Raw genomic sequence first — 14,038 nt, 5'->3', positions numbered from 1 at the left:
AAAAATGAAGCTTTACACAAAATCCGGTGATAAAGTTGAAATAATATCCTTGTATATGGAAATTTGATGTAAAAAGGCATCTAATTCTGTAGAAGCCTAAAGAACGCGTGGTGAAGCTAATTCCATGATTGGATTAGCTCTTTCGTTGTATTGGCCAATTATGTGCATTACCATCACTTTATCGAAGGAGACAATATACTTTTTAGCTAGAGAGGAATAAGCTATAATGATAGGTATAAATGTTCCAAAAAGTGTAAATTTAATAATATAAAGTAAATTGACAAGGAGGTACATAGTGAATGCATTTACATTACGGAGCATTGTGAATGTTGAGACTCTTCAGGAAATCCAGGAGCGATTTTCCGATGTGACTGGTTTGGGAGTCATCATTGCAGATGATCAAGGAGTGCCTGTCACCAGTCCAACTAATTTCACAAATTTTTGCAAACACATGCGTTCCTCACAGGAAGGAATGCGATGCTGTGTATGGTCTGATAAAAAGGTGGGACTGATTGCGGCTAAACAAGCAAAGCCAAGCATCCATTATTGCCATTCTGGTCTAGTTGATATAGCTGCTCCTATTGTTCTTAACGATAAACACCTTGGATCTGTTCTGTGTGGCCAGGTGCTACTAGAAGATCAAGATGAAAAGCAGTTGGACAAGATTCGAGAGAAAACAAAACACTTGCCAATTGATCAAGAACTCCTCCAACTTTATTTTGAGAAGATTGAATTTACAAGTCAAAAAAAGATCGAAGCATCAACAGAAATGCTGCAGCTTGTTGCCAATCATATCGTCAAATTGGGCGCTAATAACCTTGTACAAGAAGAGCTAAATGAGAAGAATCAAAAACTAATGGAAGAGATAAAGGTTCGTTCCAGACTGGAGAAACTCCTTCAGGAAACACAATTAAAGGTATTGCAATCACAGATTAATCCGCACTTTTTATTTAACACTTTGAACACCATTTCACGACTTGCCTATTTAGAGAATGCGGAACAGACACAAAATGTGACGTACTCGCTAGCTAAAATCATGAGATACAGCCTGCGAAATATAGACCAGCTTGTTTCATTAAGGGAAGAACTGGATTACACAAGAAATTACTTGAATATTCAACAATCTCGTTTCCGTAATCAAATTCATTACGAAGAGATAATAGACTTTGATACAGAAGCTATAAAAATGCCCATTCTTTCTATCCAGCCTATAATTGAAAACGCTATCATCCATGGATTTGAGCCACAGGATAGTAGAGTGGTTATTAATATTCACGGATTTTTAGTAGATAACCACGTGGTGTTAGAAATTTCTGATACAGGAGTGGGGATGACGGAAGAAAAAGTAGCCTCTATTTTTTCACATTCAGGAGTGGGAAAAAACAGTCATACCACAGGAATTGGGATGAATAACGTACAAAAACGAATTCAATATTATTTTGGAGAAGAGTACGGGATTACAGCCATTGAAAGTAAATCAGAAGTTGGTACAACGGTGCGGCTCGTCCTTCCAAATTCAGGAGGAGTTTTGTATTGAATGTGATGATAGTGGATGATGAATCATTAGAACGGGAAGTATTAACGATGATGATTAATAGAGAAAACCTCGCAATAAGCCACTTATTTGAAGCTAAAAATGGAGCGGATGCTGTATACCTGGCGAAGCAAAATCGTATGGATATCGTTCTAATGGATATTCAAATGCCTATTATGGATGGCTTGGCAGCAGCGGAAATAATCAAAAACGATGTTCCAGACTGTCGCATCATTTTCCTTACAGCGTATGATGAGTGTGACTTAGTCAACCGAACGAGTAAATTGGAAGCAGATGATTATTTATTAAAACCAGCTCATCAGAATGAGATCAGACAAATATTAATTAAATATATACCGGTGGTAAAAAGCCCGGCTAAACCCTCTTTAAAAGCATCCTGCACGCATGACGATGTTGTAACCCTTATAGAATATATAGAGAACCATCTTCATTTAGATTTAAACTTAGACACATTATCTAGGTTAGTTTACCTTAACGGTCAGTACCTCAGCAGACTGTTTAAACAAGAAACGGGCTGCACAATCACTCACTATATAACGTCCCGTCGGCTGGAAAAAGCGAAACAGCATCTTAGCTATAGTAGGGAAACTGTAATGGAAATAAGCGAGAAATGCGGATTTACCGATTCCAATTATTTTGCTAGGGTGTTCAAAAAATACGAAGGAATCACACCTACGCAATTTCAGCAGAAATCTCTTTTGTCAAGAAAGAAAAGAATCAATACATTCAATAATTTTGTGATGTAAAGTAGATTTTTTGCAATGAAACACAAGAAAGAGTTGAATTACCAGGAGGCACACCGGCTGGATGTCAGCTGGTGCGCACGCATGGAGAAAAAAACATCCTTTTTTCTCGATTTAGAGCAGGCATCGAGCCTTCATTGGCAGGAGAGGGGAAGATTTCTTTCTTGCTTAATTTATATTTGCGTAAAATATCTATTTTACGCATGAATAGCGGACTAGAAAACTTTGATTTAATAAATGAAGAAATTCGTATTCAAAATTAATCAAAGAAGGCTAGTGGGAGCTTGGTTTTACAGACATTTGGGTAGTTCCATAGAAGAAGGAAGAAGCTTATGTGAGTTTATCCATATCCAAAAACGGGGATATGTTACTAAACGATAAAGAGGAGGAGACATTTTATGAAACTCGAAGTTTTGTGTAACGTAGAGAATTGTACGTACTGGGCCGAGGGGAATCAATGTGTTGCCGACTCCATTTATGTCGTGGGGCTTGAAAACAATGATGCTGACAATGTTGAGGAAACGGCTTGTAAAACCTTTGAACCGCGCAAACAATAGTGAATACAGAATGGGCCGGACGGCTGATGCCGCCCGGTTTTTTAATTTGAGAAATAGGAACAGTCCCCTATCGGTATGCAGTCATACCGGGTTCCTTTACCATTTTTAATGGAGACTTTCCCCTTAAAAATAATTTAATTAGCACGACTATGCAAGAGGGGATATAACTTGAAAATCAATTTAAAAACTTTATTAAATTAATGAACAAAATAATTTTATTAAAGCGAGTTTCTATATATTTGGTGGATTTTCAATAGTCTTAGCGGGATATAATGTTGGACGTTTTGTCGTAATGATAATGTTCTAGGCTAGGCAATCAATAGTCATTCCAACTGTTAAAAAGGAAGGGAAGATAACTAAAAATTATCTGCTCTTTTTTAATTTATCTTCTATCTGAACTAACATGTGAACAAATGTACTTACACTAAAGGGTGAGTTTGTGCCATAAGAAGGTTGCCAAATGGTGGCCTTAGGATGAGAAAAGTGAGAATAGCTGATTAAATCGGTCTTATAACAGGTGAATAAAGAATATAATTAGACTTCAGATAGGGGTGAAAATAAAAATGAAACCAGATGAAACAGAAGAGTTTATTTTACTAAATCAGATTGTTGTAACGGAAGAGTTTTTAAATTCCAATCCGAGTGTTGAAAAAACACAACAAGTTTTAAATCATGTTAAACGGACAGGCTGCTTAGATGAACCCATTATGATAGATAGGGATACAAAGGTCCTTAGGGACGGTTACAGACGCTATATTGCAGCCCAAAAGGTGGGGATGGAACTAGTCCCTATTATTTATGAAAAATAAGCTTTTACATAATCAAAAATAGAAAAAAGGAAGAAAACCCCTGCAATCAAAAATTTCAGGGGTTTTCTTCCTATAAGTTCGTTTAGTGTAAACTAGATCCAGCAATCACTGAACAGCTAAACGTAAACCTACCTGAAAGTAAAAACATAACTTTTTAAGTCAAAAACACTGCTTTTTTAAAAAATTTAATGCTGAGAAACGCTCTACAAATAAATTAACTAACTTTTGATTTATAATTACCTATTCGATTCAAATTAGAGATATAAGATTATTTAAGGAAGTACTTACGAAATATATAATTAGTTTTGTTATTGAAAACATATAAAACAATTATCTGACTAATGGATATATTATATTATTGGAACTACTTAGCTAAATAATTGAATGTTCTGAAAAATGGTGGTATAATAGAAAAAAGGTCAAGGAGTTGGTTTCCTATGGAAAAGAATTTGGCTAATACACCACCACAACCTGAAATAAACATTAAGGATTCTGAATTTGCTGAAATGGTGTTAAATAAAGCCCTTCTTAATTTCCGAAAAGAGCAAATCCGAAAAGAGATTGACCAGTCATTACAGGATCAAAACAAAGAAGAATTCCTACGATTAACAGAGGAATTGAAAAACATTTCTTAAAATGTTGTTTATAAAATGAACTTAACATATTTGTAACTTTAAGAAGTACGCCAAAACGCCAATCCCATATCTATAAGGGATTGGCGTTTATGATTTTTATCGATAAAGCACGATATTATCAATAAGTTATTATTTGTTCCAAAACACGTCCTTTTCTGAACACGCTTCTTTTTAATTTGAAAGAGGCATTTTTTATTGACTTAAATGTAATAAAACCCTGTTCATTATTCTATTTTCAAAGATTGATTTATTTTTATATTATCTTAAAAAAAATCAGAGCAACAATGAGAGAGAGTGATAGTTGGTGTTAATTGGATAGGCACGTGTACAAACAGATGCGTTAACGCAACATGGTTGTACAAAAATTTTTCACGATAAAGTGAGTGAGACAAAAAAACAACGTCATGATTTAGAGGAAGCACATCAGTTTGCATGTGAAGGTGATACAAACGTGACCAACTAGGCCATAACATGCAAGATTTGATTCAAATTGAGTATAGCTTAAATGAACTAGGTATTGGCTTTCATAGTCTGCCAGAAAACCTAACAATGGACAAAAGCAATGCAACTGGATGGAGGTGGCCCAATCTAAAGACTGTATTCGAGATCGAAGATCTTTATTTATGCGTAAAATTTCAGTTTTACGAACAAATGGACATGAGAATGAATGTTTGGTATAATCTTCATATAATAATTTAGGGAGCGTGTCTTATGTATACAGAGATGTTTCAAACCATTCAAGATACTCTCATAAAAAAAATTGATCCCGTTTTCATTATTATCTTTGGTTCTTATGCAAAAAACTCTACACATAAAGAAAGTGATATCGATATTGCTTTCTACAGCGAAGATCAATCCCTTACTACATATGAAGTTTTTCAGCTGGCACAAGAATTAGCAGATATTCTGAAAATTGAGGTGGATTTGGTCAATATCCGAGCAGCATCCACGGTATTTAAAGCCCAGATATATACTACTGGTACAATTATATATTCAGCGAACGACACTCTTCTTAAAAACCTCCAAATGACCGCATTAAGCATGTACGCTAAATTAAACGAAGAACGCGAAAATATCTTAAAAAAAATAGGAGAAAGTGGGACCATTTATGAAGAATGATGTGATATTGAACAAAATCAGTGTTATAGAACGTTGCATAAACCGGGTTAAGGTCGTATACGAAAATAATCCAGAAAACCTAATGGACTATACCAAACAAGACTCCATAATCCTCAATATACAAAGGGCCTGCGAAGCGTCAATCGACTTGGCTATGCATATTGTAGCTGAACAGAAATTAGGATTGCCTCAAACCAGCAGAGATGCTTTTGATATGCTTCATGGGGCTTTAATTATCGACGAAAATACCGTCAAACGATTAAAGGCCATGGTGGGTTTTAGAAACATAGCAGTTCATGACTACCAGACGGTTAATATAGACATTTTGAAGCAAATTATTGAAAACCATCTTGGAGATTTTACCGACTATACAAAACAAATCCTTAAATTCTAATAAAGGGGTTTTAAGATGAAATACATAATCCGAGTTTATGATCCCCATACAAATAAAGAAACAATCAAGTTAGATGAGGTTTTTGAAGATAAAAATGCAGCTGAAGCAACTATCGAAAATCATAAACTTCAATATCCAGATAAATATGAGTATGTGAAAGTTCCAGTGAAAAATTGATTACTGCAGTCCTATTCCCTGGATGGGCTGTAACGAAAAACAATGTAAAATAAATAATATTATTATGTAAACAACTATTCGTAAAAATTGAATTTTACGCATAAATTAAAGTTAAAAAAGGAGTAAATCAATGGCCAATACCAGACAACATCAAGTCCATGAGCAGAAATTGGAAAAGCTGGTTAAGTCCATGCCTTTTTATATCGTTGAATATGTTGACAATAAATTGGATATTCGATCTCCTTCCACCCTATTGAATTACGTTCTTGATTATAAATTATTTTTGGAGTGGCTAATAGCCGAAGGCATTGCTGAGCAGGAGCATATTAAAGATATCCCCCTATCCGTGCTGGAAAAGTTGAAGTTGATTGAGGCTCAATCCTTTATAAAATTTTTGGAACGGAGAAATATCCCCATCAACAAGAAGGAAACAAAAAAAGCGGAAAAAGTATCCGTTAATCGAAAAATTTCAGCATTACGTTCCCTTTTCAAATATTTAACGACACAGACAGAAAATGATGATGGCGAACCTTACTTCTACCGAAATGTCATGTTGAAAATTGAAGTGAATAAAGTGAAAGAAACACTGGGAGCGCGTGCTTCCAGGATATCAACAAAGATTTTCCACAACGATGAGGATGCGCGATTTCTTGAATTCGTGAAACATGACTATGAAAAGGAGCTACCTGAAAAGTCCAGAAAACTCATATATTTTAAAAGGGACAAGGAACGTGATTTTGCGATTTTATCCCTCTTCTTAGGAAGCGGCATCCGGGTGAATGAATTATCCAACTTAAGGCTACGAGACTTGGATTTCGAGGAAAAACAAATACATGTATTACGTAAAGGTGGAAAAAAAGATATAGTGGCAGTCTCTCCTCCGTCCATGCAGGATATAAAAGATTACCTAGCTGTGCGATCGGAACGTTATAGGGGATCAAACGATGATACGGCCTATGTATTCTTGACTAGGGTGAATGATGGAGCCACCCCCCTTTCCAACCGCGCCATTGAGGCTTTAGTAAAGAAATACACGAAGGCCTTTAAGTCCAATAAATCCATGTCCCCTCACAAACTGAGGCATACTTATGGGACGAATTTAATGGAGCAGTCCGGAGATATACATTTACTGATGACTCAACTGGGTCATACTTCAACCACAACGGCCGCCCTCTATACAAATCCTGAACAGGAGAAGGCTAAAAAGGCTGCGGAACAGCTGGGGGAGAGAAGAACCAATTATCGTGAAAAGGATTAAATGAAAAAGAGAAGACCTTCAGTCTTCTCTTTTTGTATGTGTGTAATCACTCAATTTTAATAATTATTTTATAATGTTTGATAAGAATAACAAACATTATAAAACACCTTTGACATTCTTGAAGAAACACTAAGCTTTTTGAGATAACCAGCCTTACCTCGATAAAAGATGATGCATACAGGCACTAGGGTAGTCTTCGTCAAGAAAAGTATAATTTAATCCAGTGAGATACAAATCTTTATGTTTTTACAAGTAAGAAAAAAAAAGACCGTTCTTTACTTTATTACGCAACAATTTCTTTATGTATGGTACTACCTGATGCTGAAAGGTCATTTATGATATCTTGGGCCATTTTATCTAATTCAAATATCATTAATTCTAAATCATTTACAGTTGCCCTTTCGAATATAGCTCTTGATTTGTCAGGGACTAACAAATTAGTTCTATATGATTTATTGTGATAAACATTTTTCAAAAATGAAAGGGAGTTTGTAATAATCCTCAACGGTGAATGGCCAACTAAGTACGAAGAATTATCCTGGTGATACATAAGCGCAGCAATATCATAACTACTGAGATTAATTTTTGCATCACTGTCAGCCTTTAATGTCTTTAATAATCTTACAACCTTTTTATAATTTGTTGCAGTTTGAAGATCTTTATCATTCAGAAGCTTATTATGGTAAAAAGGTGTGTTTGCTAATCGTGTTTTATTATGATAATCCAGGACCATGACCCCTCGATGGTATTCTTCTCCGGTTTGACTATACAAAATTGTGTTATACCAGTTTGATGGTACTACATCGACTTTTCTTCTCAAGGAACCTCCTTGTAACCCGATTGATTTTGCTCCTGAGTTATCAATTTCTGCTGCAGGAAAAGCACTTGATAGAATAGAATAACAATCCTCTCTCAGTTCACATAAATCCTTCACAGGATCTCCTGCATACGGATATGTAGGTTTTTGAGGGATTTCTAGTGTATAGAAACCCGAATGCAAAGTTAATACATCAATATCGCTGTGAGCCTTGATATGTGTATTATTGGTGACTGATCCCTGATATTGAAATTCAACATTAAAACCACTGTCTTTAAGTTTTGAAAGTTGATTTTTTACTCTTTCACCCTCTAAAATTGTATTATGGGTATACTTTAAATCAACTGGATTCATTGCACCGATTGCGTACTTAATAGTGGAAGACTCTTTTAGTTCTTCATAGGATTCCTTTATTACTTCATACTCACCAAAATGCGACTTCTTAATTAACTCGCCATCTTCTTGCCTTCTTTTTTTAAGGTTATCCAGCCTTTTAGAGTAGTCAAAATTCGCCATTTTTTTTCTTTCCTCCTTCTCAACATCATATCGCCATAAGATTGTCTATCTTTCATGTTATTAAAATAGCAACCTTCTGCTGTTTTTCCATCCTCGCTAAAGGTTAAAATGCAATATCCATCATGTTTTCTTAGATCCTTATCTGAGTTAGCACTTGGATTATTTTCATAATGATAGGATAACTTATACCCCATCCCCGCATAGTACTTAATTCCACCCGTAGTACTTAATGAATTAGAATTGGAATTTTTAGTTTTTAAAGTGATTAAGATTTTGTCCCATGTTTGCCTTATAGTTATAGTTCCATCCCACTTAAATTGTTCGTTCAATCTAATGTTATTTGATAGCCCGGAACATTCCCATACCCCATCTAAATTCGGAAAGTTGAAAATTTTCCGGAACAGAGGGACTTTCCAGACTAAGAGATTAAACAATAGATAGAGTGCGTAAAATATAGTCACACCACTTAGAGAGATAGTAGCGACAATGGGGGCATTAAGGGCTTCTTGGACCCAAGGTTGGATACGATTTGAAATCAGGCTAGATAAACCTATAGATGCTATTGCAACCCCAAATAAGATCTTGTGTTTAGGATGGTCAATTACAGTATACTCATGCATAAATATCCCCATTCTATATGTTTGTTTTAACCTAATGTTTCCTAATTTAATAGTACTTTATTCACAACTAGAAAACTAGTTTTAATTGTCTGTATTATAGTTTTTTAGATATTATACCCTGAGTTGAATCTGAAATATTTTTCTCTAAATGGACCCTTGCCTGCATTGAGATTCCTCCTGAGAAGGGTTGTGTAAACTTAATATTAGCGTATCATTTGGTGGAGCTTTATTCATTGGAAAATCAAAAAACTTCCTAATGTCGTATACATGTAAAATCTCCCCATTAAGGGTAGATGGAATGGACTTTTTTAGTAAACTTCGATGTAGAAATATGTAAAAACAGTTTTATCAAATAAGATATTTCCTGACTTCTTCGAGTAACTCCGATATGAAATGGGCGGTAAACACAAAGAATTATTGTCCCTATCCGAAGCCATACTAGCAGTTTTACCATACCAATTGGTGTGTCTAAAAGGGTCTCCTCTGCCATACCCTTGAGATGAAGAATTATATTCTCCTGATTTAATAGGTGATTTAGAAAACAGCATTGTTAAATATCTATTTCCTAAAAGGGTTTTCGAAGTGAAAAGCAGACTTCTCTTGAGAGTACAAAAAGAAATACTGGACTTTTACAAGGGAATATTTTATTAGTACATTCCATCATCAAAGAGATATCAGATCTTCTTGTAGAAATTGAAGCTTACTTAGCATTGAGAATAGAGGAAATCGAGGAAGACCTTGAAGCTAAAGATATGGATATATAAATGTAGTTTTGTCGGTTTCCTTTGCGCTGCGCACCTTCATTAATAAATGTTCTTATTCAACATACAGATGCTTTACTTCTATGGGATTTGTTTCCGTAGCTCTTTTTCTTATGGAGCTAAAGGGGCAAGTTAGTTATATAAGGATTATCAAATTAACTTTGCCTTATTTCTGCCAACCTGCCGCTTATCTGCAATTAATCTAGTTTATAAATTTCTTATAGCCCATTGTATACTTTTCTTAACCAAGTTTCACATTCAGCAGGAAAAGTCATAGGAGGTGGGACTTCTATATTGTCCACTACCTTTCCCGCCTTCTTAAACACAGCTAAATCTTAATTTCCGGCTTAACTTCAGTAGCTATTTGAGCAGCGATTTGATTTTGAATTGGAGTTAATAAATCAACTTGCGTTTCGGGAGTTGACAGAGAAACAACTAAAGAATACCTTATTTTATGGTCCCATTTCCCTAAGTGAGGGCGCTCTCTCCACCAGCCAATTACAGGGTATATACCAATATAGTTACTAGTTGCAAGATTAGCCGCAGGACCAATCCATGTATCTGAATGGATAGAACCAACATCTCTATTACCTGGTCCTAGCTTCCAGCCAATACTCGAGGAACCGCCGCCTTTTTCATCTTCAGCTACAGCTGCTTTGTTAATTCGCTTCAAAAAGGACTCTTTATCACTCGTCCCATTTAAATCAAAACGCAATCCACTAGAGGCATATCTGTATTTATCTTTCCAGCCTTTTTCACCAGGTCCTGGTTCAATATAGTAGGATAAAGTAACTTTCATTTCAACTTCTGCATCAAGCATGTTTAGTAATTCTTCTTTAGGCCAAGGCAATTCATGGATATGCATTTCATTTGTTTTGTAGCTGCCATCTAACTTGTCAAAAGGTTGTAACTCTGATTGAATGATCAGGTTCACTCTATTATTTGCGGTTTCTATTGCCCGTTCAAAACTCGGTACACCATAGCCACATGTTCTTAATAGCTGTTGATAATCGCCCTTTTTGGTTCCCTTCAAAAATTGTTTTTTCATTTCATTTGTCCATTCTGCCGAATGGATTAATAGGGCTCTTACTGTTTCAGGCCATGCTTCGGGATATTCAGTCTGAATTTTCGCTGCTAGCCAGCTTGCAGAAGCTGTAGCTGCACTTGTTGCATTTACAGTAGTGAAAATCCCCTTAACTGGGCTATGATGAGTTGTTAGGACAGAAAGTTCTGCGTCCTCATAAGCTCCATCGCCCGACTTTACTGCGTTACCACCTTCAAGCACAATTTCCGGCTTAATCGGCCATATTTTATCAAATAGTACGGACGACCTTGAATAAGGAGAAAGTCCTCCACTTTGTGCAACAACTTCATACGATGAATCCTCCGGAGCATCCAAATTCGTATAAGCACCTACAGTAATTGCATTCCATGATTGACCTGGGTCTTCAATGGCTTCTAGTAAACTACTATCGGGATAATTATAGACTTTCTGCGGACCACGAATATTACCTGCCGAAACAATGAAAACTTTTTGAACTTCGTCCATCGTACCGTGAATAAGATCATCGATTGCTGCTGACCAAGAGGAAGGACGTCCGTCCAAATACATATAATCTTCAGCGGTTACTGCCATACAAATAATTCTTTCTCTTTCCGGTTTTTTAATATAGAGAGTACTAACAGATTGAGCTGTAATAGCACCAAAAAGTTCTGGGGCGTTCTTTTGTCCATCTGGAAAAATCTTCATAGATTCTAAAGAATGTGACAAAATCATCTTTTCTTCAGACAACAATGCTTCTTTTAAATCACCGTAAGCTGATATACCACCCATTGCTGTCCCATGCCCTTCCAAATCATTTCCTGAGTCGTTAAAATAGCTATGTATATCTTCATCTGCGACTATTTTAGCTAATAATATATTCCCGTTGTTTATACCCGTATCTAATATGCTCACAGCAACATTGCTTTCTTCTTGCTCCAACCTTTCAAGTAAATCCCTAGCCCAATCAACTTGTTCCTTGTTTTCTATATCTAAAAAGAAACTATTGGCTTCAGTTGCTCTTTTTATTTCTGCAATAAATTCATTTCGTGCAATTAATTCGGTTAACTGTTTTCTGTCTGCTTTTATTAATATTACTTTACGCTCTGGAAAACTAATTTCTTCTCTTTTCATGACAATACCAAGTTCTATAATCGACTTCTTAACAAAGCTTAGTGCATTCCCATCTTTCGCTTCATCTCGAATCCAAATCTCACACCAGATAGGATTTTCACCAGGCATCCACTCTTTTTTACCAATCCAAAATGATTCTAGCACCGCTCCCCTAATATCATTGATTGTGGCAACTAATTTTTCATGTTTGGGAGTTCCTTTGGTATCTTCTCCATACTCCTCTATCCTTTTCAAAAAAAATCCTTCTTTCCCTTTCGGAACATATACCGTTGCTTTAATAACTCGATGATTGTCAGCATCTACAATTCGGGAATTCAATAATCTAATACCAGAAGGTTTATTCTCTAAGCTTTGGATATTCAATAACTCATCTGGACTCCCCATAAACTCCAAGTACGTCCCATTACGAACAGGCAATGAGACTGCCAGCCTAGCGCTATCATTTTCATTAACTACCTTCCAAATATCATTTAATTTATTTTGTAAAAATTTCGCATGAGTTCTTCGCTCTCTGACCGGTACATTGTCTTTTATAGGTGCTCCAAAGGCAGTGTAACGGTGACTTTCGGGTTTTCCAGATATAAAAATGTGTTCCGCCATCTTCAATCAATCATCCCTTCGTGTAGATATCTTTTCTTTCCTGAATCATTGCTAACACTAAATCTTCAACCACTAATTCTTTGTCACTTAAAATAACTTCCTTAATGCTATCTACACAAGCTCTAGAAATTTCGGCATGACTTAAACCTAAAGCTGATTCAATAATTATCGTTAAATCTAAGTTTTTTTCAAGTATGGCTAATTTGTTTTCAATCAATGATTTAATTTGTCGTTTATCTGGATTTCCATAAAAAATGATATCATCAAACCTTCTAAATAAAGCTTCATCTAACAAGCTAATATTATTAGTAGCTGCAATAATTAAACTGTTTGAAGTATCTTGTTCTAAAAGCTGTAAAAAAGTGTTAACAACTCTTCTCATTTCGCCAACATCATTATCCTGCTCCCGTTTAGACCCAATTGCGTCGAACTCATCAAACAAATAGACGCCTTGTAATTCGCTAATGGCTTCAAATATAGTTCTTAACTTTGTGCTCGTTTCTCCCATATATTTTGTAACCATTTTGTCCATCATAACAGTTCCTAATGGCATACCCAATTCCGTCGATAATACGGAGGCTGTCATCGTTTTTCCAGTTCCCGGTGGACCAACAAGTAATATCTTTCTTCTATTTTTTAAATTATATTTTTTTAATTCGTCTTGTCTTCTGAACTCATTTTTAATTCGATGAATGCGTTCTTTTAATTCTTCACTAATAATCATTTCAGATAATCTTTGATCTGTTTCTTGGTAATCAATAAATTCATTATATTTGTTTAAATGCAATATATTGTTTCTTTTACTTCGCTCTTTATTGACAATATCCTGGATTTCTCTCGCTAATGCTACATGCCCACTTCTCGCTTCATGTGCTGCTAATTGTAGAACGGCAGTATTGAAATGTTCATTATTCTCGGCATAATGAGATTTTATTAGCATTTTTATTTGATCAGCTGTCGCCATTTTTTCACCCTCATTTCACTTTAAATTGATTATGTTTAACTCCACAAACAAATCAGGATTCTTTTCACAAATTTCCAATAATCGCATCGCGACACCATTAGGTCGATTCCGTCCATTCTCCCAAGCTTCTATAGTCTTCACTGAAACACCAAAGGCTTCTGAAAATTGTTTTTGTGTCATACTCATTCTTTTACGTATATTCTTCACATCAATATATGTATAAACCGGTGTACGGTTAACCAAAATACAGTCCTTCTGAATTTTTCCAGATTTATTTTCTTCAATTATCTTCATTGAATTCCACCCTATTGTCTGTTTAGTACTTTTTAAAATCATT

The 14,038-nt window shown here is 35.5% G+C and carries 14 protein-coding genes and 1 pseudogene; 10 read left to right on the top strand and 5 right to left on the bottom strand.

What is annotated here, in order from left to right:
- Nucleotides 1–295 precede the first annotated feature (295 nt).
- The 10 genes and pseudogenes from MPH60_RS25235 to xerS all read left to right on the top strand — a co-directional run bounded on the left by MPH60_RS25235 (nucleotide 296) and on the right by xerS (nucleotide 7,247).
- On the top strand, nucleotides 296–1,537 hold the full coding sequence (locus tag MPH60_RS25235; protein WP_241615876.1) for a sensor histidine kinase: 1,242 nt from the start codon (nucleotides 296–298) through the stop codon (nucleotides 1,535–1,537).
- Nucleotides 1,538–1,542: 5 nt separating this feature from the next.
- Nucleotides 1,543–2,301, top strand: a complete 759-nt coding sequence (locus MPH60_RS25230; protein ID WP_241594860.1) for a response regulator transcription factor — start codon at nucleotides 1,543–1,545, stop codon at nucleotides 2,299–2,301.
- A 395-nt stretch (nucleotides 2,302–2,696) separates the two neighbouring features.
- The gene (locus MPH60_RS25225) at nucleotides 2,697–2,855 is read left to right on the top strand and encodes a DUF1540 domain-containing protein (protein WP_241594858.1); all 159 of its coding nucleotides are present in this window, start codon (nucleotides 2,697–2,699) and stop codon (nucleotides 2,853–2,855) included.
- A gap of 563 nt (nucleotides 2,856–3,418) precedes the next feature.
- Entirely contained in the window at nucleotides 3,419–3,664 is a 246-nt protein-coding gene (locus MPH60_RS25220) for a hypothetical protein (protein ID WP_241594857.1), read from the top strand.
- 437 nt (nucleotides 3,665–4,101) lie between these two features.
- On the top strand, nucleotides 4,102–4,299 hold the full coding sequence (locus MPH60_RS25215) for an IDEAL domain-containing protein (protein WP_161922913.1): 198 nt from the start codon (nucleotides 4,102–4,104) through the stop codon (nucleotides 4,297–4,299).
- A gap of 325 nt (nucleotides 4,300–4,624) precedes the next feature.
- A pseudogene (locus MPH60_RS25210) lies at nucleotides 4,625–4,872 on the top strand (recombinase family protein); the annotation flags it as partial.
- A gap of 138 nt (nucleotides 4,873–5,010) precedes the next feature.
- Nucleotides 5,011–5,418, top strand: a complete 408-nt coding sequence (gene mntA, locus MPH60_RS25205; protein ID WP_241594722.1) for a type VII toxin-antitoxin system MntA family adenylyltransferase antitoxin — start codon at nucleotides 5,011–5,013, stop codon at nucleotides 5,416–5,418.
- A complete protein-coding gene (gene hepT / locus MPH60_RS25200; protein WP_241594721.1) occupies nucleotides 5,408–5,812 on the top strand; it encodes a type VII toxin-antitoxin system HepT family RNase toxin in 405 nt (134 codons plus the stop codon). The genes mntA and hepT overlap by 11 nt, the downstream gene beginning before the upstream one ends.
- 15 nt (nucleotides 5,813–5,827) lie before the next feature.
- Nucleotides 5,828–5,989 (top strand): hypothetical protein, encoded by a 162-nt coding sequence (locus MPH60_RS25195; RefSeq protein ID WP_241594720.1) that lies wholly within the window; start codon nucleotides 5,828–5,830, stop codon nucleotides 5,987–5,989.
- 130 nt (nucleotides 5,990–6,119) lie between these two features.
- A complete protein-coding gene (gene xerS / locus MPH60_RS25190; RefSeq protein WP_241594719.1) occupies nucleotides 6,120–7,247 on the top strand; it encodes a tyrosine recombinase XerS in 1,128 nt (375 codons plus the stop codon).
- A gap of 283 nt (nucleotides 7,248–7,530) precedes the next feature.
- Here the strand turns inward: xerS and MPH60_RS25185 are convergent, their stop codons facing one another.
- The 5 genes from MPH60_RS25185 to MPH60_RS25165 form a co-directional block, all read right to left on the bottom strand.
- Nucleotides 7,531–8,580, bottom strand: coding sequence for a hypothetical protein (locus MPH60_RS25185; protein ID WP_241594718.1), 1,050 nt, complete (start codon nucleotides 8,578–8,580; stop codon nucleotides 7,531–7,533).
- Nucleotides 8,511–9,200 carry a hypothetical protein gene (locus MPH60_RS25180; RefSeq protein WP_241594717.1) on the bottom strand — a complete coding sequence of 230 codons (690 nt, stop codon included), beginning with the start codon at nucleotides 9,198–9,200 and terminating at the stop codon, nucleotides 8,511–8,513. The genes MPH60_RS25185 and MPH60_RS25180 overlap by 70 nt, the downstream gene beginning before the upstream one ends.
- Nucleotides 9,201–10,289: 1,089 nt before the next feature.
- A complete protein-coding gene (locus MPH60_RS25175) occupies nucleotides 10,290–12,737 on the bottom strand; it encodes a S8 family peptidase (RefSeq protein ID WP_241594724.1) in 2,448 nt (815 codons plus the stop codon).
- Between the two features lie 10 nt (nucleotides 12,738–12,747).
- Nucleotides 12,748–13,701, bottom strand: coding sequence for an AAA family ATPase (locus tag MPH60_RS25170; protein WP_241594716.1), 954 nt, complete (start codon nucleotides 13,699–13,701; stop codon nucleotides 12,748–12,750).
- 15 nt (nucleotides 13,702–13,716) lie between these two features.
- The gene (locus MPH60_RS25165) at nucleotides 13,717–13,995 is read right to left on the bottom strand and encodes a helix-turn-helix domain-containing protein (protein ID WP_241594715.1); all 279 of its coding nucleotides are present in this window, start codon (nucleotides 13,993–13,995) and stop codon (nucleotides 13,717–13,719) included.
- Nucleotides 13,996–14,038: the final 43 nt, after the last annotated feature.

Source organism: Peribacillus sp. Aquil_B1 (assembly GCF_022603275.1).
Taxonomy (GTDB): Bacteria; Bacillota; Bacilli; order Bacillales; family DSM-1321; genus Peribacillus.
Note: the sequence above shows the minus strand (reverse complement) of the source record. Positions and strands in the feature narration are given on the sequence as shown.

Excerpts from the sequence above, each read along its gene's own strand:
- MPH60_RS25230 (WP_241594860.1), top strand. The coding sequence starts at position 1,543 with ATGATAGTGGATGATGAATCATTAGAACGGGAAGTATTAACGATGATG.
- MPH60_RS25225 (WP_241594858.1), top strand. The coding sequence starts at position 2,697 with ATGAAACTCGAAGTTTTGTGTAACGTAGAGAATTGTACGTACTGGGCC.
- MPH60_RS25220 (WP_241594857.1), top strand. The coding sequence starts at position 3,419 with ATGAAACCAGATGAAACAGAAGAGTTTATTTTACTAAATCAGATTGTT.
- MPH60_RS25215 (WP_161922913.1), top strand. The coding sequence starts at position 4,102 with ATGGAAAAGAATTTGGCTAATACACCACCACAACCTGAAATAAACATT.
- mntA (WP_241594722.1), top strand. The coding sequence starts at position 5,011 with ATGTATACAGAGATGTTTCAAACCATTCAAGATACTCTCATAAAAAAA.
- hepT (WP_241594721.1), top strand. The coding sequence starts at position 5,408 with ATGAAGAATGATGTGATATTGAACAAAATCAGTGTTATAGAACGTTGC.
- MPH60_RS25195 (WP_241594720.1), top strand. The coding sequence starts at position 5,828 with ATGAAATACATAATCCGAGTTTATGATCCCCATACAAATAAAGAAACA.
- xerS (WP_241594719.1), top strand. The coding sequence starts at position 6,120 with ATGGCCAATACCAGACAACATCAAGTCCATGAGCAGAAATTGGAAAAG.
- MPH60_RS25185 (WP_241594718.1), bottom strand. The coding sequence starts at position 8,580 with ATGGCGAATTTTGACTACTCTAAAAGGCTGGATAACCTTAAAAAAAGA.
- MPH60_RS25180 (WP_241594717.1), bottom strand. The coding sequence starts at position 9,200 with ATGCATGAGTATACTGTAATTGACCATCCTAAACACAAGATCTTATTT.
- MPH60_RS25175 (WP_241594724.1), bottom strand. The coding sequence starts at position 12,737 with ATGGCGGAACACATTTTTATATCTGGAAAACCCGAAAGTCACCGTTAC.
- MPH60_RS25170 (WP_241594716.1), bottom strand. The coding sequence starts at position 13,701 with ATGGCGACAGCTGATCAAATAAAAATGCTAATAAAATCTCATTATGCC.
- MPH60_RS25165 (WP_241594715.1), bottom strand. The coding sequence starts at position 13,995 with ATGAAGATAATTGAAGAAAATAAATCTGGAAAAATTCAGAAGGACTGT.